A 23,880-nucleotide genomic window follows, 5' to 3' on the forward strand; every position below is an offset into this window, starting at 1 on the left:
TGAAGATATTCACAGGCGATGGCAGACGCGGCAGGTCGCTCGTGGCAAAGGGTTTGAGAGGGAGCATTCGCCCTCACGATCGGTCGATTCCAGGCGATGGCGCCCGATCAGCGGCGCCGGTCAAAAGGGTTAGACGGCACCCGGCCGACGCCAAGCCCGGCTGCGGTGCCCTGCCACATCGGTTCTCCACCGTGTGCGGTATCCGGCCGGATCATGAGCCCTGGATGATGGCGTTGCGGATGACCGGGGGGCGGATGACGGAGGGCGGGTCACCGGCACGCCGATGCCGCAGCACTGCGCAGAGGCCGGACCGTGACCGGTCCGGGGACGCAGGCGCATCTGGTGAGCCCCCCCGTCACGGAGGAGAAGGGCGCGTGCCAATCGCGCCCGCCAGAAACCCGCTAGAAATATGGGACAGATGGCAAGGGCGGGCAGGCCTCGAGAGCGCGGCGACCGGCGTCGAACTGCCGGGCCCTGCTCCGCCCATGCGGCGGTCGCGCATGGGCACCCTTTTTCTTCCAACCGCTGCGGGCGTCTGACTGGCGGCCTATCCAAGCTGGCCGACTCACCCGCCGGCCATGTTCCCGCATCCGTCTGTCGAAGGCGCCTCGCCACCGGGGTCAAGGTTGGGAAATGCAGTTCACTTCATACAAGGGACATTGCATTGACCGGGAGGGATGGGCGGCACAAACGCGGCCGGCGATTTCCCCTCTCCGCTGCGCGCCTGCGCGTGCGCGTCTCCCCCTCCGGGATCGACCTGACAGACCGCGCCGCTCCGGCCCGACGCCCGTGCCGCGCGGATGCCACAAATACGCCGGATTGCTCCTGTCCATCGGGGCTCGTAAGATTGCCGTCACCGATCCGGCCCGAGGCAGGCCGCACATGGCAAGATGCACCCTCGTCGTGGCGCGCGCGGCCTCTTCGCATCGCGCACGAAAAGGGTGCGGGAGCCGGGAAGAAAACGTCCGTTCCGTCTGTGCCCTGCCAGCGGCACGCCGCCGGATTGCCACGCTGCGATATTCGGCCGGGGAAGTGCTGCGGACAGCGGACCCGACCTGAGCGGCGGCACGGGGCGGGCAGCGGGCGGCGTGGACCGTGTCCCGATACGGCCCGGGACACGCGGCAGCGCACGGGGCAACCGGCGCGGCCCCAGACGCCGCCGGGACCGGACCGGGATGGCGAGCCTTTTGTCGCGTCACGCCGCGTCGCGGTTTCATGTATGACGGGCCGCATGGCGGTCTCATGTATGACAGTATGCAAGACTGCAAGACGCCGCCGGGCGGGATGTGGAAGAACGAGCGAGACAGAATGCAACACCACGGCCTACCGACGTTCTCACGCGACGCGCATGACCGGTCCACCGTGGAACTGGGGGACGACCCCCCGCTCATGGTGGAAGACGGCCGGACGCATCTGCCCAACCGTCGCAAGGTCAGCGTGCGCTGGCTCACCGGGTCCGTGCTCACCGGCGTCACCTCCGTCACCTTGATGGGCGGGGCGCTGTTCGCGGCGCTCGACGGTCAGTATGAAGTGGCGGCGGCGCCCGTGCGTGGCGAAGACACCAGCGCACAGGCGGGCCGCGCGGCCGGCAACGGCTCCGCCAAGGGCGACCGGGTGCTGCGCGCGGCGGCGCAATATTCCAACCGCCAGGTGATTCCGGTCTCGACCGTGCATCGCGAGGGCGACCGCAACCACATCAAGGTCCGCCCCTTCGCGCTGGTCACCGCCACGCTGGCGACGCGCACCTCGCCGGAGCGCGCGGCGGAGATCCCCGCCTTCAATCCGCTCAAGCTGTTTTCCGACAACGCCCCCCTGCCCGAACGCGCGGTGAGCGATGCGATCTATGGCGCCCGGGTCGACGGCGAGGTCTCGATCACCGTCACCGACTTTCCGCTGGACGATCCGGCCGCGGTGGCGACGGCCGAGATCTCCGACATGGAGATCGAACGCGCGGTGCGCCAGTCCGCCCGCTTCCTGGCCGGCAATGCGATCGACGCCGCGACCGGCCCGGTGATCGACCCGGGCCGCTTCGATTTCGACCTCGCCCAGCAACCGGAACTGTCGCGCCTGTCGGTGCGCATCACGCCGGAAAACGTCTCCTTCGTGTCGAAGACGGACGACAGCGACGGCATCCCGGGGATGGAGGAGAAGATCATCCCCGTATCCGGCGATCGCTCCTTCGCCGAGATCCTGCTCGACAATGGCGCGACGGAAGACGAGGCGCGCGAGATCATCGACGCCTTCGACCGCCGCTATGCCCTGACGGAACTCGACCGCGAGCATCGCATCCGTCTCGCCCTGGCCCCGAGCCGCGACGAAGCGCAGCGGATGCTGCCGCAACGCATCAGCGTCTACGCCGATACCGACCATCAGGCGACCATCGCCCGCTCCGACACCGGCGTTTATGTCCCGGCCAAGGCGCCGGACACCTTCCTCGCCGATGCCTTCGCGGAGGCCGAACGCGTCAACTTCGCCGGCACCACGCCGAGCCTTTACGACAGCCTCTATCAGACCGCGCTGGAACAGGACGTCGACGAGGAGATGATCGCCGACCTGGTGCGCATCTTCTCCTTCGACGTGGATTTCAAATCCCGGGTCAAACCGGGCGATTCGCTGGAGATCTTCTACGGTCTCGAGCAGGACGAGACCGGCATGCCGGCGGAAATCCTCTACACCGCGCTGACGACCCGCAACACCACCCGCCGCTTCTACCGGTTCCGCACACCCGACGACGGGGCCGTCGACTTCTACGACGAGACCGGCAAGAGCGCGAAAAAATTCCTGATGCGCAAGCCGCTGTCGGGCGGGCGCTACCGCTCCGGCTTCGGCATGCGCCGCCACCCCATCGTCGGCACCATGCGCATGCACAACGGCGTCGACTGGTCCGCCCCGCGCGGCACGCCGATCATGGCGGCCGGCGACGGCGTGATCGCCAAGGCCCGCTGGGTATCCGGCTACGGACGCCGCATCGAGATCCAGCACGCCAACGGCTACATGTCCACCTACAGCCACCAGACGCGCTTCGCCGACGGGATCAGCGAAGGCGTGCGCGTGCGCCAGGGCCAGGTCATCGGCTACATCGGATCGACCGGCCTCTCGACGGGTCCGCACCTGCACTATGAGGTCAAGGTCAACGGCCGCTTCGTCAATCCGATGCGGATCCGTCTGCCGCGCGGCCGGGTGCTGGAGGGCGAGATGCTGGAAGCCTTCCACCGGGAGCGCGAGCGCATCGACGACCTGATCGAGCGCGCCGCCGGCCCGTCGCGCGTGGCCTCGCTCGCCTCCCCTTGAGGGAGACGCCCGCGTCTGTCGGCTTTTTCACCATCGACCCCGGACAGGCATCGTCCGGGGTTTTTTTGTTGGATTTCCGAGACGTCAAGGGATCGCCAGGACGCGGCGGGCGCGGACCGGACCCGGCCGCGCAAGCCCGGCCGCCCCCTCCGCCTGCCTCGCACCTCAGGTCTTGCGCGTCACATTGATCTTCCGGCTTTTCTCGGCGGTTTCCGGCGGCTTGGGCAGGAAGACCTTCAAGACGCCGTTTTCCATATGCGCGGTCACCGCATCCGGATCCGGGGCAAAGGGCAGGGCGAGGCTGCGGCGGAACGCACCATAGACGCGTTCGCTCACGTGCCGATCCTTGTCCTTCGTCTCCTTTTCCTCGCGTTTCTCCCCCTTGATCACCAGGGTGCGATCCTCGACCGACACGTCGAGATCGGCCTCGGAAACGCCGGGCAGTTCTGCCGAAACGGCAAGCCCGTCCTCGGTCTCCGAGACATCGATTGCGGGAAGCTCCGCGCCGAAGCGCATGGCCTCCGGCAAGCTCCGGGAGAAATCGCCGAAAAGGCGGTTCATTTCCTTTTGCAGATTGGTGAGGGACTGGGCACGCTCGTCCCACAGCGATGGCAATAAGGCCATGGCGGTACCTCCACATTCACGACATGCAAAGCGCTCTTCGTCGCGATAATCAGCCTGCCTCATCGGCGGCATTTGCAAATTGACGAAAGTCAAACCTCCGGCTGCAGGCCCGGGCCTTGCACGCGAGGCAGCCGCGCCTCCCGCGCCGGAGCAAGAACGCGAACCGGCGCCGGACAGGGCTGCCCGGCGCCGGTTCATGCCATTGCCAAAAAGCGCGGTCCCGCCCGCAGGCGGCGCAGCGTTCGTCGCGTCAGGCGGCGGCGGTCTCCCGCTCCGCGACGGAGAACAGCAGCCGGTCGCTGCCGGCCGAGACCTCGACCGTCTGGCCGTCGGCGACCTTGCCCGCCAGGATCATCTCGGCGAGCGGGTCCTGCACCTCGCGCTGGATCACGCGCTTGAGCGGACGCGCGCCATAGGCCGGGTCGTAGCCCTTCTGCGCCAGCCAGCCGCGCGCGCTCTCGTCCAGCGCCAGCGCGATCTTGCGATCCGCCAGCAGCGCCTCCAGGCGCGTGAGCTGGATGTCGACGATGGCGCCCATCTGCGCGCGCTGCAGGCGGTGGAACAGGATCTGGTCGTCGAGCCGGTTCAGGAACTCGGGCCGGAAATGCCCGCGCACCACCGCCATCACCTGATCGCGCACGGCGCTCGAATCCTCGCCCTCGCCCTGATTCGCCAGGAATTCCGCGCCGAGGTTCGACGTCATGATGATCAGCGTGTTGCGGAAGTCGACCGTGCGCCCCTGCCCGTCGGTCAACCGGCCGTCGTCGAGCACCTGCAGGAGCACGTTGAAGACATCCGCATGCGCCTTCTCGATCTCGTCGAACAGCACCACCTGATAGGGCCGGCGCCGCACGGCTTCGGTCAGGGCACCGCCCTCCTCATAGCCGACGTAGCCCGGAGGCGCGCCGATCAGCCGGGCGACCGAGTGCTTCTCCATGTATTCCGACATGTCGAGACGCACCATCGCGGCCTCGTCGTCGAACAGGAACTCGGCCAGCGCCTTGGTCAGCTCGGTCTTGCCCACACCGGTCGGCCCGAGGAACAGGAACGAGCCGATCGGCCGGTTGGGATCCTGCAGCCCGGCGCGGGCCCGGCGCACGGCGGTGGACACCGCATGCACGGCTTCCTGCTGGCCGATCACCCGATGGGCCAGTTCGTCTTCCATGCGCAGCAGTTTTTCCCGCTCGCCTTCCAGCATCTTGTCGACCGGGATTCCGGTCCAGCGCGACACGATGTGCGCCACATGGTCGGTGGTCACCGCCTCGTCGACCATGGCGCCGCCATCCTCGGAGGCCTCGGCCTCGGCCAGCGCCTTTTCCAGATCCGGAATGACGCCATAGGCGAGTTCGCCGGCCTTCGCCAGATCGCCCTGGCGCTGCGCCTTCTCCAGGTCGATGCGCGCCTGATCGAGCCGCTCCTTGAGCTTCTGTTCCGAGGACAGCTTTTCCTTCTCGCCCTGCCAGCGGGCGGTCAGCGCCGAGGCTTCCTCCTCGAGGTCCGCCAGTTCGCCCTCCAGCTTCTGCAGCCGGTCGTGGGCGGCCGGGTCGGTTTCCTTCTTCAAGGCCTCGCGCTCGATCTTGAGCTGGATGATGCGCCGGTCGAGCTCGTCGAGTTCCTCCGGCTTGCTGTCCACCTGCATGCGCAGCCGGCTCGCCGCCTCGTCGACCAGGTCGATCGCCTTGTCCGGCAGGAAGCGGTCGGTGATGTAACGGTTCGACAGGGTCGCGGCGGCGACCACGGCCGAATCGGTGATCCGCACGCCGTGGTGCAGCTCGTATTTCTCCTTGATGCCGCGCAGGATCGAGATCGTGTCCTCGACCGTCGGCTCGGAGACGAACACCGGCTGGAACCGTCGGGCGAGGGCCGCGTCCTTCTCCACGTGCTTGCGGTATTCATCCAGCGTGGTCGCGCCGATGCAATGCAGCTCGCCGCGCGCCAGCGCGGGTTTCAGCAGGTTGGAGGCATCCATCGCGCCATCCGCCTTGCCGGCCCCGACCAGCGTGTGCATCTCGTCGATGAACAGCACGATGCCGCCGGCCGCCGCCTGCACTTCGGACAGCACCGCCTTGAGACGCTCCTCGAACTCGCCGCGATATTTCGCGCCGGCGATCAGCGACCCCATGTCGAGGGCGAGCAGCTTCTTGTCCTTCAGGCTCTCGGGCACGTCGCCATTGACGATCCGCAGCGCCAGACCTTCCGCGATGGCGGTCTTGCCGACGCCCGGCTCGCCGATCAGCACCGGATTGTTCTTGGTGCGCCGCGACAGCACCTGGATCGTGCGGCGGATCTCGTCATCGCGGCCGATCACCGGATCGAGCTTGCCGTCGCGCGCCACCTGGGTCAGGTCCCGGGCATATTTCTTGAGCGCGTCATACTGGCTTTCGGCCGAGGCGCTGTCGGCCGTGCGGCCCTGACGCAGATCGTTGATCGCCTCGTTGAGCCGCGCCGGCGTCACGCCGGCCGCCGCCAGCGCCTTGCCCGCCGCGCTCTCCTTGTTCATGGCCAGCGCCAGGAGCAGCCGCTCGACGGTGACGAAGGAATCGCCCGCCTTCTCCGCGATCTTTTCCGCCTGTTCGAACACCTGCGCCAGACCCGGCGCGAGATAAAGCTGACCGCCGCCGCCGGACACCTTGGCGATCGCGGCCAGCGCCTTTTCGTTGGCGGCGACCGCGTCCTTGACGCGTCCGCCCGCGCGCTCGATCAGACCGGCGGCCATGCCCTCCGGGTCGTCGAGCAGCACCTTGAGCAGATGCTCCGGCGCGAATTGCTGATGCGACTGGCCGATGGCGGCCGTTTGCGCCGACTGGACGAAGCCGCGGGCCCGCTCGGTGTATTTTTCGAAATTCATCTGTCACCTCCAAAAGCCGGCCGATCCCCGAAGCGGACCGGCCTTCTCGGATTGCGGTCCCTGGCAGGCAACCGCACGGCCCGAAACGGCCGCAGACAGGATATAGTGTTGCATTTCGATCACAAAAGAGGGGGAAGCCCGTAGCCCGACAAAAAAGGGCCGCCCGTCGGCGACCCTTTCACTGTCCTCGGCGATTTTCTCGGCAGTTTCCCCGGAAACTCCCGCGACAGGTCCACAGACCATTTCACCGTCCGCCGCGCTCTCGCGACACGGCCGCGGCGGTGGACTGGTCAGGCGTCGCTCGGCGCCGGCGTTTCGCCGGCCGTCTCGCTTGCCTCGGCGGTCTTCGCGGTGCGCGTGCGCCTTGCGCGCGGCTTCGGCGCCGGCTTGTCCTCGGACCCCTTGGCCTCCTTGGCGGGGGTGTCGGCCGATGCATCCTCGGCGCCGTTCACCGCCTTGGCAGCCCTTGCCCTGGACTTTGCCGGCTTGTCACCGTCCGAACCGGTCTCCGCCTCGGATGCCCCGGCCTCGCCCGACGTCTTGTCGTCGGTCGACTTGTCATCCGGCGACGCGCTCTGGCGGGCCTTGCGCAGGCCCCGCCCGCGCGTGCCGCGCGCCCGGCGTCGTCCGCGCTCGTCGTCGTCACCGTCCTCGTCATCCTGGCTCTTGGCGGAACCGCCCTCGCCCCCGGTCTCGGCCGTCGACTTGAGCACCGGCATGTCCTCGACGAAGGGCTGCGGCGCGTCCACCGGCATCACCGGCCTGGACGGGCCGTCGCCGCCGCGCTCGCGACGCTCAGAACGCTCGGAACGCTCCTGACGGTCGCCACGCTCCGAGCGCTCGGCGCGTTCCTGACGCTCGGGCCGCTCCGGCTGCTGCACGGGCTCGTCGTCGTGTCCGTCGCCGCGCGGCAGAACCACCGGCTGCTGCATGCTTTGCTGAGCGGCCGCGATGATGCGCAGGTAGTGCTCCGCATGCTGAAAGTAGTTTTCGGACATCACCCGGTCGCCGGACGCGGCGGCGTCACGCGCCAGCTGCTGATACTTCTCGGCGACATGATGCGCGGTCCCGCGGATCTTCACGTCGGGGCCGTTCGACTCATACGTCCGCGACAGCGGATTCGGCCCCTTGCGACCGCGGCCGCGGATGCGTTTGCTATTCTGATTTCCTGGTCTCATTCTGCCGTGTTCTCTCACGAACGGCGACCGGCAAGCGCCAGCCGAATTACCGGTCCGCCGTGGACCGGCATCATGGGACGCAACGAGACATCGTCGGTGTTGCGCGATCCGCTTCAAGTCCTGCATCGGCGGCAAGGGCCATGACGGCGCAGTCCGGTCCGGCGAAGCGGAAGGGGGTCGTTCTCGACGGCCCCTTGTCCGGTGGATCTCGGATCTGCCCGGATCAGCCCAGTTCTGGGGAACCGATTGCACCGTCCCGGTGGGGCGACAACGCCCACAGACACAGGATTCGGTCTGAACGAAAAGTCTTCGATGAACTTGTCGTACTGCCTGCCCGTGGATATTCGAACCACCCCCCAACGGGTCTCGGCGGGTTGAACCTAGCCGTTTCCGCCGATTTTTCCAAGCGCCTTTTTCACGAGGCGCCGCCCTGAAGCGGATTTGCAACACTCGTTGCCCGAACGACCCTGTCGCGCCCCGCGAGATCGCGAATCACCCCCGTGTCGGCAAGGCCGACCGCCCGTGCCAGCCCCGACACGGCCCGCGCCTGAGACGCCCCGATCTCGAGCAGCAGTGCGCCTGTCCCCGCAAGCACCCGCGCGCTCTCCGGCAGGATCGCGCGATAGGCGTCGAGCCCGTCGGCGCCGGCGAACAGCGCGCGCTGCGGATCGTGCCCGCGCACATCCACCGACAGATCGGCGCGCTCGGTGTCCGCGATATAGGGCGGGTTCGACACGATGAAATCGAGCCCCGGCGCCAGCGCTTGCGCGAAATCGCCGAGCACGGGCAGAAACCGCTCCGACACCCCGTGCCGGCGGGCATTGGCCCGTGCCGTCGCAAGCGCCCCTTGCGAGATATCGACCGCGACCGCGCAGGCCGCCGGCAGTTCGCTCAGCAGCGCGACGGCGATCGCGCCGGTGCCGGTTCCCAGGTCGGCGAACCGCCAGGCGCGCGCCCGTCCGCCCTGCGCCTCGCACCACGCAAGGGCGGCCTCCACCAGCGTTTCGGTGTCCGGGCGCGGCTCCAGCGTGTCCGCCGACAGGGCGAAGGTCAGCCCCCAGAACTCGCGCTCGCCGAGGATGCGGCCCACGGGCTCGCCGCCGAGCCGGCGCCGCGCGAAGGTTTTCGCGCGGGCCCGCTGATCCCCCGAGACCGGATGATCGGGCGAGAGCACCACCCGGTCGGGCGCGACGCCGCAGGCCGCCGCACTCAGGATCCGGGCGTCCAGGGCCGCGGTTTCGAGGCCGGCGGCGCGAAACCGCGCCCTGAGATCGCCGGCCAGCGCGCCGAGCGTGGCGGCGGGCGTGACGGAAGGCGGAGGCGCGCCGCTTCCCGTATCGTCTGTCACAGGCCGGCCTCCGCCAGCAGGCTCGCCTGATGGTCGAGCTGCAGCGCCTCGATGACCTCGCCCAGCGCCTCGCCGGCGAGGATCTCGGGCAGCTTGTAGAGCGTCAGGCCGATCCGGTGGTCGGTCACCCGCCCTTGCGGGAAATTGTAGGTGCGGATGCGCTCGGAGCGGTCTCCGGAGCCGACCTGCAACCGCCGCGCCTCGGTGCGCTCGCTGGCAAGCCGCGCGCGTTCCTCGTCGAAGATGCGCGCGCGCAGCAACTGCAGCGCCTTGGCCTTGTTCTTGTGCTGCGAGCGCTCGTCCTGCACCGCGACCACGATGCCGGTGGGCACATGGGTGATTCGCACGGCCGAATCGGTGGTGTTGACGTGCTGCCCCCCGGCGCCCGAGGCGCGAAACGTATCGATCCGCAAGTCGGCGTCGGCCAATTGCACATCGACCTCCTCCGCCTGCGGCAGAACGGCGACGGTGGCGGCCGATGTGTGGATGCGCCCGCCCGATTCGGTCTCCGGCACCCGCTGCACCCGGTGCACGCCGGATTCGAACTTGAGATCGGCGAAGACCCGCGCGCCCGACACGGCGGCGATGATTTCCTTGTAGCCGCCGACCTCGCCCTCGCTCGCCGAGACGACCTCCACCTTCCAGCCCTTGAGCTGGGCGTAACGCTGATACATGCGAAACAGGTCGCCGGCGAAAAGCGCGGCCTCGTCGCCGCCCGTGCCGGCGCGCACCTCCAGGATCGCGTCGCGCGCATCCGCCGCGTCGCGCGGCAGAAAACCGAGACGCACCTCCTGCGCGAGCGCCGTGATGGTCGCGTCGAGCGTCTCGCGCTCCGCCTCGGCGAGCGCGCGCATCTCCGCGTCCGCCGCGTCATCGGCGAGGATCGCCTCCACCTCGGCGCGTTCGGCTTCCGCCTTCTGCAGCGCGCGCACCTTGGCGGCCAGCGGTTCGAGCTCGGCATAGTCGCGCGACAGGCGGACGAAGGTCTCCGGGTCCGGATTCTGGGTCATCCGGTATTCGATCTCGTCGACCCGGGCGATGAGGCTTTCCAGTTTTTCCGCCGCGATCATGGCGTGACAGGGTCCTTTCAGGGGCGAGAGAAACGGGGTGAGAAAAGCGGCGCGCGCTTTCGGCGCGCCCGGCCGGTCGCCCCTCTGGATCCGGGCGGCCGGCAAGTCTGCGCAGGACGACCAGCTACAGGGGAACGTCGTTTTCCGCCGCGAAAGCCTTCAGCAGCGCGCGCGGGTCTTCCAGCGCGGCCGGCGTTTCGAGCCGGGGCAGCAGGCGTTCCGACAGCCGCCCGACGTCGAGGCCGCGCACCATCGCCTTGACCGGGCCGAGCGAGGAGGCCGACATCGACAGCGTGCGATAGCCCAGCGCGGCCAGCGCCATGGCGTGCAGCGGCTGCCCGGCGATCTCGCCGCACACCGCGACCGGGGTGTCATGCGCCCCGGCGCGCTCCACGATCTGCCGCAGGGCCCGCAGGAAGGGCACGCACAGCGTGTCGAACCGCTCCGCGACGCGCGTGTTGCCGCGGTCGATGGCGTTGAAGAACTGGAACAGGTCGTTCGAGCCGATGGAGGCGAAATCCACCGCGTCATAAAGCTCATCAAGCTGATAGAGCAGCGAGGGCACCTCGATCATCACGCCCAGGTGAAGCCGCTCCGGGGTCTTGTGGCCGTGCCGGCGCAGGTGCTGCAGCTCGCGCTGGACCATCGCCTTGGCCTGATGGAACTCCGCCACATGCGAGACCATCGGGAACATGATGCGCAGCTCCCGCCCGGCGGCCGCGCGCAACAGCGCCCTGAGCTGCGTGCGCAGCACCGCCGGCCGGTCGAGGCCGAAGCGGATCGCCCGCCAGCCCATCGCCGGATTCTCTTCCTGGATGGCCCTGAGATAGGGCAGCACCTTGTCGCCGCCGATGTCGAGCGTGCGGAAGGTGACCGGCCGTCCGTCGGCGGCGTCCAGCACCTGCTCGTAATAGGCCATCTGCTCGCTCATCCGGGGAAAGGACGAGGCGACCATGAACTGCAATTCGGTGCGGAACAGGCCGACGCCGCTCGCCCCCGATTCGGTGACGGCCGGCAGATCGACCAGGAGACCCGCGTTGAGCTGGAGCGACAGATCGACGGAATCGCGGGTGATCGACGGCGCGTTGCGCAGCCGGCGGTATTGCGCCTGCCGGCGGGCGCGGAAGCGCACCTTCTCCGCATAGGCGTTTTCCACGTCCGGCGCCGGGCGCAGATGGATCTCGCCGCTCTCGCCGTCGACGATGACCGGGTCGCCCGTTTCCGCGAGGCTGACGAGATTGTCCGCAAGCCCCACCGCCGCGATCCCCAGCGCCCGGGCGACGATGGTGACATGGCTCGTCGGCCCGCCCTCTTCCAGCGCGATCCCGCGAATGCGGTCGCGGCCGTAATCGAGCAGTTCCGCCGCCCCCATGTTGCGCGCCACGATCACCGCGTCCTGCGGCAGGCTTTCCGACAGCGGTCCGTGCTGGCGGCCCATCAGTTCGCGAATGAGGCGATGGGCGAGATCGTCGAGATCGTGCAGGCGCTCGCGCAGGTAAGGATCGGTCTGGCGCATCATGCGCGCGCGGGTGTCCGACTGGACCTTCTCCACCGCGGCTTCCGCCGTCAGACCGTTGTTGATCGCCTCCTCGATCTTGCGGATCCAGCCGCGATCGTGGGCGAACATGCGATAGGCCTCCAGCACCTCGCGGTGTTCGCCGTGCTGGGCCATTTCCCCGGAGGACAGCAGATCGTCGAGCGAAAGCCGCAGCCGGTTGATCGCCCGCTCCAGCCGCGAAAGCTCGACGCCGGAATCTTCCGCGATCAGATTGGTGACCACGACGCGCGGCTCGTGCAGCACCACATGGCCGAGGCCGACGCCGTCGGAGAGCGCCACGCCCTTGAAATGCATCGGCCGCGACAGGTCGAGCTTGGTGCCCTGCTGGACGATGGCTTCCAGCTCACCGGCGGCGACCATCTCCGCGATGACCATCGCGGTGGTCTGCAGCGCCTCGACCTCGTCCTCGAAATAGGTGCGGTGCGACTGGTTCTGGACGACGAGCACGCCGAGCGTGCGCCCGGCCCTGAGGATCGGCACGCCGAGGAAGGAGTTATAGGCCTCTTCCCCCGTTTCCGGGCGGTAGGCGAAGGCGGGATGGGCCTGGGCGTTGGGCAGGTTGAGCGGGCGCGCGTCCGCCGCGATCAGGCCGACGAGACCCTCGCCGACCTTGAGGCTCGTCTTGTGCACCGCGTCGCGGTTGAGACCCTCGGTCGCGTAGAGCTCCAGCATGCCGTCGGCGCGCAGGATATAGACCGAGCACACCTCGGCCACCACATTGGCCGCGATCAGGACAACGATCTTGTCGAGCCGTTCCTGCGCGTTGATCGGCTCCGCCATGACCTCACGGAGACGCCGAAGCAGAACGCGGGGCCCGGCGAGAGTGCTCCGCATCACCCGTCAAGTCCTTTCCGCCCGTGCGCGGGGGCTCGAGGCCGCCGCCACATCCGCGTTACATCCGTGCAGGCTCCCCCGCCGGACCGTCGGGTTCTGGTGCGGCGCGCCTCTGTCGCGCGCCTACCCGTCCAGATCGTATAACGAATGGAGAGTCCGAACCGCAAGTTCGGTATAGGCGGAATCGATCAGAACCGAGATCTTGATTTCCGAGGTGGTGATCGCCCGGATGTTGATGCCCTTGGCCGCGAGCCCCTCGAAACAGCGCGCCGCGATGCCCGCGTGGCTGCGCATGCCGATGCCGATCACCGACACCTTGACCACGTCGCGCGCGCCCTCGATCGCCTCGTAGCCGATGGCGTCGCGCTTGTCCTCAAGCACGGCGAAGGCCCGGTCGTAGTCGGTCTCCGGCACCGTGAAGGTGATATCCGTGGTGCGCCCGTCCGGCGAGATGTTCTGGACGATCATGTCGACGTTGATGTTCGCCTCGGCGAGCGAGCCGAACACGGCGCTGGCCACGCCGGGCTTGTCGGCCACGTTGCGGATGGAGATCTGCGCCTCGTCCTTGGCGAAGGCAATTCCGGTGACGACTTGCTGTTCCACGATCTCGTCCTCGTCGCAGATGAGTGTTCCCGGCGGCAATCCGCCCGCGCCGACCTGGGGGGCGTCCGGATCATCGAAGCTGGAGCGCACGAAGGTGCGCACGCCATGCACCATCGCCATCTCGACCGAGCGCACTTGAAGCACCTTGGCGCCGAGCGAGGCCATTTCCAGCATTTCCTCGAAGGCGATGCGTTCCAGCCGCTGCGCCTTCGGCACGATGCGCGGGTCGGTCGTATAGACGCCGTCCACGTCGGTGTAGATGTCGCACCGGTCCGCGCCGACGGCGGCCGCGAGCGCCACGGCGCTCGTGTCCGATCCGCCACGCCCCAGCGTCGCGATCCGGTTGTCCGGCGCCACGCCCTGGAACCCGGCGACCACCGCCACCTGGCCGGATTCGAGGCGCTCGATCAGCAGGCTGCCGTCGATCTCGGCAATGCGCGCCGCGCCGTGCTGGGTGTCGGTCCTGAGCGGGATCTGCCAGCCCTGCCAGGAACGGGCGTCGACGCCCATGTCCTGCAGCACGATGGCGAGCAGGCCGCTCGTCACCTGTTCGCCGGAGGAGACCACCGCGTCATATTCGCGCGCATCATGCAGGGCGGAGGCCTCGCGGCACAGGCCGACCAGCTTGTTCGTCTCCCCGGCCATGGCGGAGACGACCACGGCGACCTGATGGCCGGCGTCGACCTCGCGCTTCACGTGGCGCGCAACGTTGCGGATACGCTCGAGATTGGCGACGGACGTTCCGCCGAACTTGAGAACCAGTCGGGCCATGGGATGCGTAGACAGCTCGAACCGAAGGGGATGTCGCGGAGCGGCCCCTCGCCGCCCGGATCGGGCGATAGCCATACAGACTGCGACGCGCGACCGCAACTGCCACGCTTGACAAAGCGCCTGCGACCATCGACCAGTCGAGAAACGCGAGAAGGACCCACAGGATGAGCGCCTCAGACCCCGCCGGAAGAGATCCCATGGACGGCACGTCCACCGGCACTGGCACCGTCGACGCGGGCGAAGTCGCCCGCTTCTCGGCGCTGGCCGCGGAATGGTGGAACCCGGCCGGCAAGTTTCGCCCGCTGCACAAGTTCAATCCGGTGCGCCTGGCCTACATCAAGGAACAGGTGTCGGCCCACTTCGGGCGCGACGACCGCGCGGCCGATGCCTTCACCGGCCTGCGCTTCCTCGACATCGGCTGCGGCGGCGGCCTGTTGTGCGAGCCGATGGCCCGCCTCGGCGCCACGGTCGTCGGCGCCGACGCCTCGGCCACCAACATCGAGGTCGCCCGCCTGCATGCCGCCGAAAGCGGTCTCGACATCGACTACCGCGCGACCACGGCGGAAGATCTGGCCGGGGCGGGCGAGACCTTCGACGTCGTGCTCAACATGGAAGTGGTGGAACACGTCGCCGACGTGCCGCTCTATCTCGATGCCTGCGCGCGGCTGGTGAAGCCCGGCGGGCTGATGTTCGTCGCCACCATCAACCGCACGCTGAAGGCCTATGCGCTCGCCATCGTCGGCGCGGAATACGTGCTGCGCTGGCTGCCGAAGGGCACGCACACCTACGACAAGCTGGTGACGCCGGCCGAACTCGAGGGCCCGCTCACCGCAGCCGGGCTGGAGGTGCGCGACCGCTGCGGCGTGAGCTTCAACCCGCTGTCGGATACCTGGAACCGCTCGCGCGACATGGACGTCAACTACATGATGCTGTTCTCGCGCGACGCCGAGCGCTGACGGGAGAGCCCGCATGCGCGACGCGCCTTTGATCCTCGTGCCGGGGCTTCTGTGCACGGCCGATCTCTTCGCGGCGCAGATCGCCGCACTCGGGTCCGGACGAGACGTCACGGTGGCCGATCACGGGCGCGATACGACGCTCGCGGCCATCGCGGAGCGGTTGCTCGCCGTCGGGCCCGAGCGTTTCGCCCTCGCCGGACTGTCCATGGGCGGCTATGTGGCGATGGAGGTCATGCGCCGGGCGCCGGACCGCGTCACGCGGCTGATGCTGATGGACACCACCGCGCGCCCCGACACGGCGGAGCAGACCGAGACCCGCCACCAGCTGATGGATCAGGCGCGCGTCGGGCGCTTCGACCGCATCCTGCCCGCGCTCTATCCGAGATTCGTGCATGAGCGGCGCCTGGACGACCGGGCGCTGCGCGCCGCCGTCGCGCGCATGGCCGCCGACACGGGCGCGGACGCCTTCATCCGCCAGCAGCAGGCGATCATCGCCCGCCCCGACGCGCGGCCCCACCTGCCCGCGATCGCCTGTCCGACGACCATCGTCGTCGGCGACGGCGACCGGCTGACGCCGCCCGATCTTGCCCGGGAAATGCGGGACCTCATTCCCGGCAGCCGGCTGGAGATCGTGCCGGACTGCGGCCACCTCGCGCCGCTGGAGGCCCCGCAACGCGTGGCTGCCCTGATGCGGGACTGGCTCGCCGGCAACGCCTAACGCAAAGCCGAGCGATGCCAGCCGCCTTCGGCGGATCAGATGCCCGTCGCCTTCGGCGGATCAATTGTGCTCGTCGGGAAGGACCGGCAGCGGCAGGATGTCGATGCCCTCGTCGAGCAGTTCCGCGACCTCCTCGCGCGAGGCGGCGCCGTAGATGCCGCGCTCCTCCGCTTCGCCATAGTGGATCTTGCGCGCCTCTTCGGGAAAGGCCGTGCCGACATTCTCGGCCTTGGCCATGAGCTCGGTCTTCAGCGCCCGCAGCTGCGCGATCACCTGCGCGCGGACCGCGTCGGAGGGCGACAGCGCGACCTGCGGCGGCGGCGTGGGGACGGAAGACGGTGCCGGTTCCCGGTCCGGCCCGGCGGGCGCCGGGATCTCGGCGCGGGCGCGCGCGGTGGCGACGGCCGGCGCCATCAGCGCCTTGTCGACCGCCGAGGAGCCGCACGTCGGGCAGGTCACCAGACCGCGTGCGCGCTGCATATCGAAATCGTCCGATCCCCGAAACCAGCCCTCGAAGGCGTGACCGGCGTCGCAGCGCAGGGTGTAGCGGATCATCCGGTCGTCTCCGGCACCGGCGCCACGTGCCGCACCTGAAAGGCGCGCCGGTTGGCGAGCGCAGGGATTCGCTGGCGGGCGGCCGCGACGGCGCTCATGTCGAGTTCGGCCAGCGCGTGTCCGGGTGCATCGCCGGCGACCTCGGCCAGCACCTCGCCCCAGGGCGCGACGATCAGGCTGTGGCCAAAGGTCTCGCGGCCGTCCTCATGGGATCCGCCTTGCGCGGCGGCAATCATGAAGGCCCCGGTCTCGATGGCCCGCGCGCGCATCAGCACATGCCAATGGGCCCGCCCGGTCTGGCGGGTGAAGGCGGCCGGCGCGGTGAGGACTTCGGCGCCCGCCTCCGCCTGGGCGGCGAAGAGCGCGGGAAAGCGCACGTCGTAGCAAATCCCCATGCCGAGGCGCGCGAACGGCAGATCGACCACCACGGCCTCTCCGCCCGGCGCATAGGTGGCGGACTCGCGCCAACTCTCGCCGTTCGGCAGATCGACGTCGAACATGTGGATCTTGTCGTAGCGCGCGCAGATCGCGCCATCGGGGCCGAACAGGAAGCCCCGGTTGGCGACCGTGTCCGCGCCGGTGCGGATCGCCAGCGAGCCGATGTGCAGGTGAATGCCAAGCTCCGCCGCCAGCGCGGAAAACGCCGCGACACCCTCGTCGTCCGCCTCCGGCCGGATCTTGTCGAACAGCGCGGCGCGGCTTTTCTCCAGCAGATGCGTCATTTCCGGCGTCTGCACATAGGTCGCCCCGTCGCGGGCGGCCGCGCGCACGCGCGCGCAGGCCGCCGCGACGTTCTCGCTCACGTCGCGCCCGCTGCGCATCTGCACGACCGCTGCCACAACCCGTGTCATGAACCGATCATCCTTGCTCCCGTTGAAGACCCCGCATGCCGCCGAGCGGACGGCCTCACGCGGCCAGCATGGCGTCCAGTTTGCCCGCCCGCTCCAGCGCCATCAACTCGTCGCAGCCGCCGACGTGTTCATCGTGAATGAAGATCTGCGGAAAGGTCGAGCCGCCGTTGGCGCGCTGGATCATCTCCTTGCGCAGGGCCGGATCGAAGCTCGCGTCGTACTCGCGAAACGCGACGCCCTTTTGTTGCAGAAGCCGCTTGGCCATGGTGCAGAAGCCGCACATCTGCCGTGTATAGATCTCGACCGCCATCGTGCTCTCGTCCTTCGCCTGGTTCCATTGGCCTCAAGGGCGCGCGGCCAGGCCCGTCCGGCCGGGTCCTGCCGGAAAGACGGGCGGCCACGGCCCGCAGGCATATATCGACCCTGGCCCGCCGGCTGCAAGCCCCCACCCGTGCCGCGCCCGTCGCGCGCGAAGCGCCGGTCCCCTGTCGCATCCCGCATCAGCTCAGCGGGCGGTCCGCGCCGGCGTGGGCGAAGACCAGCACGTCCACCGCCCGCGCTCCGGCCCGCTCCAGCGCCCGCGCGGCCGCCGCGACGGTGGCGCCCGTCGTATGCACGTCGTCCACCAGAACCACCCGCCGGCCCGCAAGGACGAGCCGCCCGGTGTCGGAGACGGCGAAGGCGCCGCGCACGTTCTTCGCGCGTTGCGCGGCGTCCAGTCCGACCTGGCGCCGGGTGGCCCGGCTGCGCACAAGCGCATGCGCCGCGACCTCCGCCCCCCACAGCTCCCCGACGCGCGTGGCCAGCAGGGCCGCCTGATTGTAGCGCCGCGTCCATTGGCGAAAGGGGTGCAACGGCACCGGGACCAGCAGCGGCGGCGCGCGATCCATGTCCGATCCCCCTGCCCCGTCCTCGTCCTCGGCCGCAAAGCGCAATTCCGCGCCGGCGCGCGCCATCCAGGCCGCCATCGCCTGCGCCAGATGCGGCCGGTCGTGATACTTGAGCCGCGACACCATCGCCCGCGCCGGCCCCTCGTAGGCCGCCACCGCCCTGAGCCGGTCGAAGCGCGGCGGATGCGCGATGGCCTGGGGCGACACCGCGCCCGCGCCGAGATCATAGGCGAACGGCAGGCCGAGCCGCGCGCACCAGGGCGGCGCCAGGAACGGCATCTCCCGCCAGCACGCGGCACACAACGCCGCATCCTCCGCCACCAGCCGGTCGCAGGCGACGCAGGTCGGCGGGATCGCAAGCCCGACCGCCCCCCAGACGGCGTGGCGCAGGCTCCGCAGAAGATCCCCCGCACCGCGCGTCGCGCCAGATGCAAGGCCGTCCGGTCCCGGATCCGCCGGTTCCTTCCCGGTCCTCCCCTCCACGGTCCTCCCCTCCACGGTCCTCCCCTCCCCGGTCATGGCCTCCACCTTGTCCCGCGATCCGTCCCGGCCCGTCCGGTTTTGACGTCGGCGGCGGAGCACACCATAACGGGCGCAGCATAGCATGGCGTCGACGCCCCCGGGGCGTCCCGACCGAACCCTCAAGGCAAGCGCATGTCCGACCCGACCGCCGCCGGCGGCCCCGCTCCGGAACTCTTCGACCGCCGGCTCCTCGCCCGACGCCGCACGCGGGCACTTGCCCGCGCCGAGCCCGGCGCCGATTTCCTGCTGGCCGAGAGCGTGAGCGATCTCGCGGAGCGTCTGGCGGCCGTGACACGCGCCTTTCCGCGCGCCCTCGATCTTGGCGGTCACACCGGCCGCCTGAGCGCCGCGCTGACCGCCCTGCCCAACGTGGAGCGCGTGCTGCGCGCCGATCTCTTCGTGGTCGACGCGAACGCGCCGGGCGCCGATCTGGTGGTCGACGACGCGCATCTGCCCTTCGCGGCGGAAAGCCTCGACCTGATCGTGTCCGCGCTGTCGCTGCATCTGGTGAACGATCTGCCGGGCGCGCTGATCCAGATCCGCCGGGCGCTGCGTCCCGACGGGCTGTTCCTGGCGACCCTGCTCGGCGGCGACACGCTGATGGAGCTGAAGGACGTTCTGATGCAGGCGGAGCTCGAGACGACCGGCGGGGCGGCCCCGCGCGTCATCCCCTTCGCCGACACGCGAAGCCTCGGCGGGCTTCTGCAACGTGCCGGCTTCGCCCTGCCGGTGGCCGACGTCGACCGCGTCACGGTGCGCTACGGGGATATGTTCGCCCTGCTGCGCGATCTCAGGGCGATGGGCGCGACCAACATGCTGCGCGAGCGCGCCCGCACGCCGCTCAGCCGCGCGGTGCTCCTGCGTGCGGCCGCGCTCTACTCAGACCGTCACGCGGATGCGGACGGGCGCATCCGGGCCACATTCGATGTGGTGTCGCTGTCGGGATGGGCGCCGCACGAAAGCCAGCAGAAACCGCTGAAGCCCGGATCGGCGAAAATGCGGCTGGCGGACGCGCTTGCCGCGCCACAGGGCGGCGCGCCGGACGCCTGAGGCGGCGAACCGCTTGCGATCACATTGCCTGGAAGGCGGTCGCCAGGACCGTGAAGACGTTTTCGTCGATCACCCGGCCGATCGCCGTCAGCGTCAACAGGATCGCGAAGGAAATCAGGCCGACGATCAGCGAATATTCGATCGCCGTCGCGCCCGTCTCGTCGCAGGCCATGTCGTCGCCCAGGTCCACGAGCCGTTCGCCGCACTGCTGGATGGAGGAATTGCTTGTCTTCATTTGGCGCGTCCCGTTCGTTTCAGGACACGGCGGCTCGCGGTCTCGCTGCCGTTTCAGGCCAGATCGATCAGATGCGGAATCAAAGGGTCGTCCGCGGGCGGCATCGGATAATCCCGAAGCCGTACGGGCCGCACCCACTTGATCGCCTGACCTTCCCGGCCGACCACCGTGCCCGACCACCGTCGGCACACGAAAAGTGGCATCAGCAGGTGAAATTCCTCATAAGCGTGGCTGGCAAACGTGAGCGGCGCCAGGCACTCTTTCTTAACCGTGATGCCGAGCTCCTCGGCCAGTTCCCGGATCAGCGCATCCTCGGGCCGTTCGCCCGGCTCGACCTTCCCGCCGGGGAATTCCCACAATCCGGCCATGGCCTTTCCCTCCGGCCGCTGGGCGATCAGCACGCGGTTGTCGACGTCGAGCAGCGCGCAGGCCGCCACGAGAACGAGCTTCATGGCATGTTTCCCGTTTCGTTTCGGCACGGCGCGCTAACGCTTCGCTCACCATGCCCGTCAAAGGATTCACCCGCACCGTCATCGGCGGCGTCGGGATCAGGTTGGAGCCGCGTCCGCTGGCGGATGGCGGTAGTGATAGGAATAGGCCGGCACGAAGCCGAGCCTTGCATAGAGCGCACGCGCCGGCGCGTTCTCGCGCGTGACCTGCAGCCAGGCCGTCCGGCATCCCTGCCCCCGCCCCTGCGCCAGGCATTCCGCCACCAGCCGCGAACCGAGACCGGTGCGCCGCGCGGCCGGCGCCACCGCCAGATCGTAGATGCCGAGCAGATCGCCGTCGGCCACCGCCACGGCGACACCGGCAATCTCGCCCGACGGGACACGCGCGCGCAGACATACGAGTGACACCGCGACCCGCGACAGCGCGGCCCGCAGCCGGTCGAGCGCAACGGGCGTCACCGCCTCGGGCCGGGTTCCCCCGATGGCGCCGAAGGCGGCGATCCAGGCGTCGAGGTCGACCGCCTCGATCCGCGCCGCAAGCCCGGCCGGATCCTGCGGTCTCTCAGCCACCGGATCGATGTCGCGCACCCAGACGTCCGTCTCGCCGACGCGCGGCCATCCCGCGGCATCGACATGGGCGACGAGTGCCGGCGGCGTCAGCGGCGTCCAGCGCAGATGAAACGGCACATCATGTGCCGCAAAAAGCGCCTGCGCCCGGGTCAGACGGGTTTGCGTGTCCGCGTCGTCGGCGGGATCGAGCACATTGAGCGAATTGACGCGGCGCGCCGGATTGCCCGGCGAGAGGCGCACGAGCCAGGCCCGGTCGACCGCCTGCATCTCGCTCGGAAAGCCGTTGAGATTGGCGTCCTCGACGGCGCGCACCCGTGACAGATCCATGGCCCGGCCGAGGCTCCCGTCCATCGCTCCCGCCCCGCCCTCAGGAGCGATAATCGCCGTTGATCGCGACATATTCCTTGGTCAGGTCGCAGGTCCACACCCGCGCCTGCCCGTCGCCAAGCCCGAGATCGACGGTGAGCGGGATCTCGTCGCGCCGCATCACCTCGGTCGCCGCCGTCTCGCTGTAATCGGGATCGCGTTCGCCCGCGACGGCGACCCGCACGTCGCCGAACCAGATCGCCAGCCGGTCGCGGTCGGCCGGCTCCCCGGCCTTGCCAACGGCCATGACCACGCGGCCCCAGTTGGCGTCCTCGCCGGCGACCGCCGTCTTGACCAGCGGCGAGTTGGCGATCGACAACGCGATGCGCTTGGCGCTGGCGTCGCTTTCCGCCCCCGTCACGCGGACCTCGACGAACTTGCGCGCGCCCTCGCCGTCCTTGGCGACCCATTGGGCCAGCTCGCGGGTCAGATCGGCCAGCGCCGCGCGGAACGCCCCCAGGCGCGGATCGTCGGCGCGCTCGATGGATGTACCGCCGGCCGCGCCGGTGGCGAACAGCAGCACCGTGTCGGAGGTGGAGGTGTCGCCGTCGATGGTGATCGCGTTGTAGCTGGTCTCGACGACCTCCGACAGGAGCGCCTGAAGCACGGGCGCGGCGATCGGCGCGTCGGTCACCAGGAAGGACAGCATGGTGGCCATGTCGGGCGCGACCATGCCCGCCCCCTTGGCGATCCCGTTGAGCGTCACGGTGCGACCGCCGAGATCCGCCGTGCGCGTGGCGGCCTTGGGGAAGGTGTCCGTCGTCATGATGGCGCGCGCGGCCGCCACCCAGTCCTGTTCCCGCGCCTCCTCGGCGAGACGCTGCACCACACCGTCGAACTTGTGCGCGTCGAGCGGCTCGCCGATCACGCCCGTGGAGGCCAGAAACACCTCCTGCGGCGCGCATCCCGTCGCCTCCGCGACATATCGCGCCGACAGCGCGGTGGCTTCCGCGCCCTTGCGCCCTGTGAAGGCATTGGCATTGCCGGAGTTGACCAGCAGCGCCCGGGCGGTTCCGCCGGGGAGATTGGCCCGGCACCAGTCGACCGCCGCCGACGGGCAGCGCGAACGGGTGAAGACGCCCGCGACCGCCGCCGGCGCGTCGAACAGCATCAGCAGCACATCCGTGCGCTCGGCATACTTGATGCCGACCGCGGCCGTGGCGAAGCGCACGCCACCGATCGACGGCATGTCGGGATAGGTCTTCGGGGCGAGGGGGGACAGGGTGTGCGACATGGCGATATGCGATCTCGTGCGGCCCGGCCGCCGAGGGGCCGGGACTGGGAAATGACGGCGCCCCGCCGCCCGCGTCCGGGGCGGGACGCGACGGCGGACCTGACGGCGCGCATGACAAGGGCCCGCTCCGCGATGCGGAACGGGCCCCCTGTCTAGTCCAATTCAGGGCGACGTGGAAACCGGTTTTGCGCTTGGCACGCGCACCGGAACCGGACGAGAAAGGCCCCTTAGTCCTTGGATTCGCCGCCGGCGTCATCCGCGGCCGGAGCGGCCTCGGCGGCCGGCTCGACGATCTCGATCTCGGCCGCCTCCTTGAGCTGCGCCATGACCTCGCCGTAGCGGGCGCGCAAGAGCTCCTGGCGGATGCGGTCGCGCACCGCGTCCAGCTCCGGCGCGGCCTGCTTGCGCGCGTCCTCGACCTTGATCACGTGCCAGCCGAACTGCGTCTGGACCGGCTCCTCGCTGACCGCGCCGACCTCGAGCGCGAAGGCCGCGTCCTCGAACGCCTCGACCATGCGCCCCTTGGTGAAATAGCCGAGATCGCCGCCGTTCGGACCCGACGGGCCGGTCGACTTTTCCTTGGCCAGCTCGGCGAAATCGGCGCCGTCCGCGAGCGCGGCGATCACCGCCTTCGCCTCGTCCTCGCTCTCCAGCAGGATGTGGCGGGCCCGGCGCTCCTCCTCGCCCTCGAAGTCGGCGAACTCTTCGTCATAGGCCGCCTTCACCTGCTCCTCGGTGATCTTGCCCTCGACCTCGCGCGCCAGATAGGCGTTGCGCAGGGCGCGCATGGTCAGAAATTCGACCTGGCGCTGGAAGTCGGCCTCGTCCTGCACGCCCATCTCGCGCGCCGCATTGGCCATCAGCTGCATGTCGACCACCACGTCGGTGAGGATCTTGCGCCACTGGGTCGGCGGCACCTGCGACAGCTGCTCGGAAAAATCCTGCGACGCGAAGGCGATGTCGGCCTGGGTGATCTCGCTGCCGTCGACCGTGGCGACGACCTCGTCGGGCTCCTGGGCAAACGCCGGCGCGAGCGGCCCGGCGAGGCCGGCGAACGCGCCGAACGCGACGGCGAAGGCCGCGCGGGTCATCGTGGCGGCTAGGGTGCGTGTCATCATGGTATCCCTGTATCGTGGCTTCAGTCTTTCCGCCCGCTCGGGGCGCATGGCTCTCCCGCCCCTCCGGGCGCATGGCTCTCCCGCCCATGTGGGGCGTGCTGCTCTCCCACCCATGTGGGGCGTGACGATGTGCACGCAATCTCCCGCATGCGCGAGATCACGTGCGAGATCCGGTACCGACGACGGCCGAAGGCATCGGCCGCCGGTCGCGAGACTGGTCGCGAGGTCGGGCGCGATCGCA

At 69.4% G+C, this 23,880-nt stretch carries 20 protein-coding genes; 4 read left to right on the forward strand and 16 right to left on the reverse strand.

The window, feature by feature from the left end:
• Nucleotides 1-1,308: 1,308 nt before the first annotated feature.
• Nucleotides 1,309-3,291: a M23 family metallopeptidase gene (locus tag ABL312_RS16020; RefSeq protein WP_349358396.1), complete on the forward strand. Its 1,983-nt coding sequence runs from the start codon at nucleotides 1,309-1,311 to the stop codon at nucleotides 3,289-3,291.
• Between the two features lie 165 nt (nucleotides 3,292-3,456).
• Here ABL312_RS16020 and ABL312_RS16025 read toward each other — a convergent pair whose 3' ends face one another.
• The 7 genes from ABL312_RS16025 to ABL312_RS16055 form a co-directional block, all read right to left on the reverse strand.
• A complete protein-coding gene (locus ABL312_RS16025; RefSeq protein ID WP_349358397.1) occupies nucleotides 3,457-4,008 on the reverse strand; it encodes an Hsp20/alpha crystallin family protein in 552 nt (183 codons plus the stop codon).
• A gap of 157 nt (nucleotides 4,009-4,165) precedes the next feature.
• Nucleotides 4,166-6,763 carry an ATP-dependent chaperone ClpB gene (gene clpB, locus ABL312_RS16030; protein ID WP_349358398.1) on the reverse strand — a complete coding sequence of 866 codons (2,598 nt, stop codon included), beginning with the start codon at nucleotides 6,761-6,763 and terminating at the stop codon, nucleotides 4,166-4,168.
• 290 nt (nucleotides 6,764-7,053) lie between these two features.
• Nucleotides 7,054-8,058, reverse strand: a complete 1,005-nt coding sequence (locus ABL312_RS16035; protein ID WP_374730140.1) for a DUF4167 domain-containing protein — start codon at nucleotides 8,056-8,058, stop codon at nucleotides 7,054-7,056.
• Between the two features lie 298 nt (nucleotides 8,059-8,356).
• Nucleotides 8,357-9,289 carry a peptide chain release factor N(5)-glutamine methyltransferase gene (gene prmC, locus ABL312_RS16040; RefSeq protein ID WP_349358399.1) on the reverse strand — a complete coding sequence of 311 codons (933 nt, stop codon included), beginning with the start codon at nucleotides 9,287-9,289 and terminating at the stop codon, nucleotides 8,357-8,359.
• Nucleotides 9,286-10,359 carry a peptide chain release factor 1 gene (prfA, locus tag ABL312_RS16045; protein WP_349358400.1) on the reverse strand — a complete coding sequence of 358 codons (1,074 nt, stop codon included), beginning with the start codon at nucleotides 10,357-10,359 and terminating at the stop codon, nucleotides 9,286-9,288. Before prfA ends, prmC begins: the two co-directional genes overlap by 4 nt.
• 124 nt (nucleotides 10,360-10,483) lie before the next feature.
• On the reverse strand, nucleotides 10,484-12,751 hold the full coding sequence (gene ptsP, locus ABL312_RS16050) for a phosphoenolpyruvate--protein phosphotransferase (RefSeq protein ID WP_349358401.1): 2,268 nt from the start codon (nucleotides 12,749-12,751) through the stop codon (nucleotides 10,484-10,486).
• A gap of 123 nt (nucleotides 12,752-12,874) precedes the next feature.
• Complete coding sequence (locus ABL312_RS16055) at nucleotides 12,875-14,125, reverse strand: aspartate kinase (protein WP_349358402.1); 1,251 nt, start codon at nucleotides 14,123-14,125, stop codon at nucleotides 12,875-12,877.
• Nucleotides 14,126-14,322: 197 nt separating this feature from the next.
• Here ABL312_RS16055 and ubiG point away from each other — a divergent pair, with 197 nt between their 5' ends.
• Together ubiG and ABL312_RS16065 are read left to right on the forward strand one after the other, a co-directional pair.
• Entirely contained in the window at nucleotides 14,323-15,081 is a 759-nt protein-coding gene (ubiG, locus tag ABL312_RS16060) for a bifunctional 2-polyprenyl-6-hydroxyphenol methylase/3-demethylubiquinol 3-O-methyltransferase UbiG (RefSeq protein ID WP_349358403.1), read from the forward strand.
• A 13-nt stretch (nucleotides 15,082-15,094) separates the two neighbouring features.
• On the forward strand, nucleotides 15,095-15,799 hold the full coding sequence (locus ABL312_RS16065) for an alpha/beta fold hydrolase (protein WP_349358404.1): 705 nt from the start codon (nucleotides 15,095-15,097) through the stop codon (nucleotides 15,797-15,799).
• A 60-nt stretch (nucleotides 15,800-15,859) separates the two neighbouring features.
• Here the strand turns inward: ABL312_RS16065 and ABL312_RS16070 are convergent, their stop codons facing one another.
• From ABL312_RS16070 to ABL312_RS16085, 4 genes are all read right to left on the reverse strand, one after another.
• Nucleotides 15,860-16,354, reverse strand: a complete 495-nt coding sequence (locus tag ABL312_RS16070; RefSeq protein WP_349358405.1) for a DUF1178 family protein — start codon at nucleotides 16,352-16,354, stop codon at nucleotides 15,860-15,862.
• A complete protein-coding gene (locus ABL312_RS16075) occupies nucleotides 16,351-17,205 on the reverse strand; it encodes a carbon-nitrogen hydrolase family protein (protein WP_349358406.1) in 855 nt (284 codons plus the stop codon). Before ABL312_RS16075 ends, ABL312_RS16070 begins: the two co-directional genes overlap by 4 nt.
• A 55-nt stretch (nucleotides 17,206-17,260) precedes the next feature.
• Complete coding sequence (grxC, locus tag ABL312_RS16080) at nucleotides 17,261-17,515, reverse strand: glutaredoxin 3 (protein ID WP_349358407.1); 255 nt, start codon at nucleotides 17,513-17,515, stop codon at nucleotides 17,261-17,263.
• Between the two features lie 190 nt (nucleotides 17,516-17,705).
• Nucleotides 17,706-18,494 carry a ComF family protein gene (locus tag ABL312_RS16085; RefSeq protein WP_349361435.1) on the reverse strand — a complete coding sequence of 263 codons (789 nt, stop codon included), beginning with the start codon at nucleotides 18,492-18,494 and terminating at the stop codon, nucleotides 17,706-17,708.
• A gap of 255 nt (nucleotides 18,495-18,749) precedes the next feature.
• On the opposite strand from ABL312_RS16085, the gene ABL312_RS16090 reads away from it, so the two are divergent.
• The gene (locus tag ABL312_RS16090) at nucleotides 18,750-19,667 is read left to right on the forward strand and encodes a methyltransferase domain-containing protein (RefSeq protein WP_349358409.1); all 918 of its coding nucleotides are present in this window, start codon (nucleotides 18,750-18,752) and stop codon (nucleotides 19,665-19,667) included.
• Between the two features lie 19 nt (nucleotides 19,668-19,686).
• Here ABL312_RS16090 and ABL312_RS16095 read toward each other — a convergent pair whose 3' ends face one another.
• The 5 genes from ABL312_RS16095 to ABL312_RS16115 all read right to left on the reverse strand — a co-directional run bounded on the left by ABL312_RS16095 (nucleotide 19,687) and on the right by ABL312_RS16115 (nucleotide 23,639).
• The gene (locus ABL312_RS16095; RefSeq protein ID WP_349358410.1) at nucleotides 19,687-19,902 is read right to left on the reverse strand and encodes a Flp family type IVb pilin; all 216 of its coding nucleotides are present in this window, start codon (nucleotides 19,900-19,902) and stop codon (nucleotides 19,687-19,689) included.
• A gap of 53 nt (nucleotides 19,903-19,955) precedes the next feature.
• Nucleotides 19,956-20,354 (reverse strand): 8-oxo-dGTP diphosphatase MutT, encoded by a 399-nt coding sequence (mutT, locus tag ABL312_RS16100; protein WP_349358412.1) that lies wholly within the window; start codon nucleotides 20,352-20,354, stop codon nucleotides 19,956-19,958.
• Nucleotides 20,355-20,450: 96 nt separating this feature from the next.
• Entirely contained in the window at nucleotides 20,451-21,248 is a 798-nt protein-coding gene (locus tag ABL312_RS16105; protein ID WP_349358414.1) for a GNAT family N-acetyltransferase, read from the reverse strand.
• Nucleotides 21,249-21,288: 40 nt separating this feature from the next.
• Entirely contained in the window at nucleotides 21,289-22,521 is a 1,233-nt protein-coding gene (argJ, locus tag ABL312_RS16110; protein WP_349358415.1) for a bifunctional glutamate N-acetyltransferase/amino-acid acetyltransferase ArgJ, read from the reverse strand.
• Nucleotides 22,522-22,748: 227 nt separating this feature from the next.
• Nucleotides 22,749-23,639, reverse strand: coding sequence for a peptidylprolyl isomerase (locus ABL312_RS16115; protein WP_349358416.1), 891 nt, complete (start codon nucleotides 23,637-23,639; stop codon nucleotides 22,749-22,751).
• Nucleotides 23,640-23,880 lie beyond the last annotated feature (241 nt).

Origin of the sequence: Stappia sp. (assembly GCF_040110915.1) — a bacterium.
GTDB lineage: Bacteria > Pseudomonadota > Alphaproteobacteria > Rhizobiales > Stappiaceae > Stappia.

Bases quoted from the DNA above. Each gene is read 5' to 3' on its own strand.
- ABL312_RS16020 (WP_349358396.1), top strand. From the start codon at position 1,309: ATGCAACACCACGGCCTACCGACGTTCTCACGCGACGCGCATGACCGG.
- clpB (WP_349358398.1), bottom strand. From the start codon at position 6,763: ATGAATTTCGAAAAATACACCGAGCGGGCCCGCGGCTTCGTCCAGTCG.
- prfA (WP_349358400.1), bottom strand. From the start codon at position 10,359: ATGATCGCGGCGGAAAAACTGGAAAGCCTCATCGCCCGGGTCGACGAG.
- ptsP (WP_349358401.1), bottom strand. From the start codon at position 12,751: ATGCGGAGCACTCTCGCCGGGCCCCGCGTTCTGCTTCGGCGTCTCCGT.
- ABL312_RS16055 (WP_349358402.1), bottom strand. From the start codon at position 14,125: ATGGCCCGACTGGTTCTCAAGTTCGGCGGAACGTCCGTCGCCAATCTC.
- ubiG (WP_349358403.1), top strand. From the start codon at position 14,323: ATGGACGGCACGTCCACCGGCACTGGCACCGTCGACGCGGGCGAAGTC.
- ABL312_RS16065 (WP_349358404.1), top strand. From the start codon at position 15,095: ATGCGCGACGCGCCTTTGATCCTCGTGCCGGGGCTTCTGTGCACGGCC.
- ABL312_RS16070 (WP_349358405.1), bottom strand. From the start codon at position 16,354: ATGATCCGCTACACCCTGCGCTGCGACGCCGGTCACGCCTTCGAGGGC.
- ABL312_RS16075 (WP_349358406.1), bottom strand. From the start codon at position 17,205: ATGACACGGGTTGTGGCAGCGGTCGTGCAGATGCGCAGCGGGCGCGAC.
- grxC (WP_349358407.1), bottom strand. From the start codon at position 17,515: ATGGCGGTCGAGATCTATACACGGCAGATGTGCGGCTTCTGCACCATG.
- ABL312_RS16090 (WP_349358409.1), top strand. From the start codon at position 18,750: ATGTCCGACCCGACCGCCGCCGGCGGCCCCGCTCCGGAACTCTTCGAC.
- ABL312_RS16095 (WP_349358410.1), bottom strand. From the start codon at position 19,902: ATGAAGACAAGCAATTCCTCCATCCAGCAGTGCGGCGAACGGCTCGTG.
- mutT (WP_349358412.1), bottom strand. From the start codon at position 20,354: ATGAAGCTCGTTCTCGTGGCGGCCTGCGCGCTGCTCGACGTCGACAAC.
- ABL312_RS16105 (WP_349358414.1), bottom strand. From the start codon at position 21,248: ATGGATCTGTCACGGGTGCGCGCCGTCGAGGACGCCAATCTCAACGGC.
- argJ (WP_349358415.1), bottom strand. From the start codon at position 22,521: ATGTCGCACACCCTGTCCCCCCTCGCCCCGAAGACCTATCCCGACATG.
- ABL312_RS16115 (WP_349358416.1), bottom strand. From the start codon at position 23,639: ATGATGACACGCACCCTAGCCGCCACGATGACCCGCGCGGCCTTCGCC.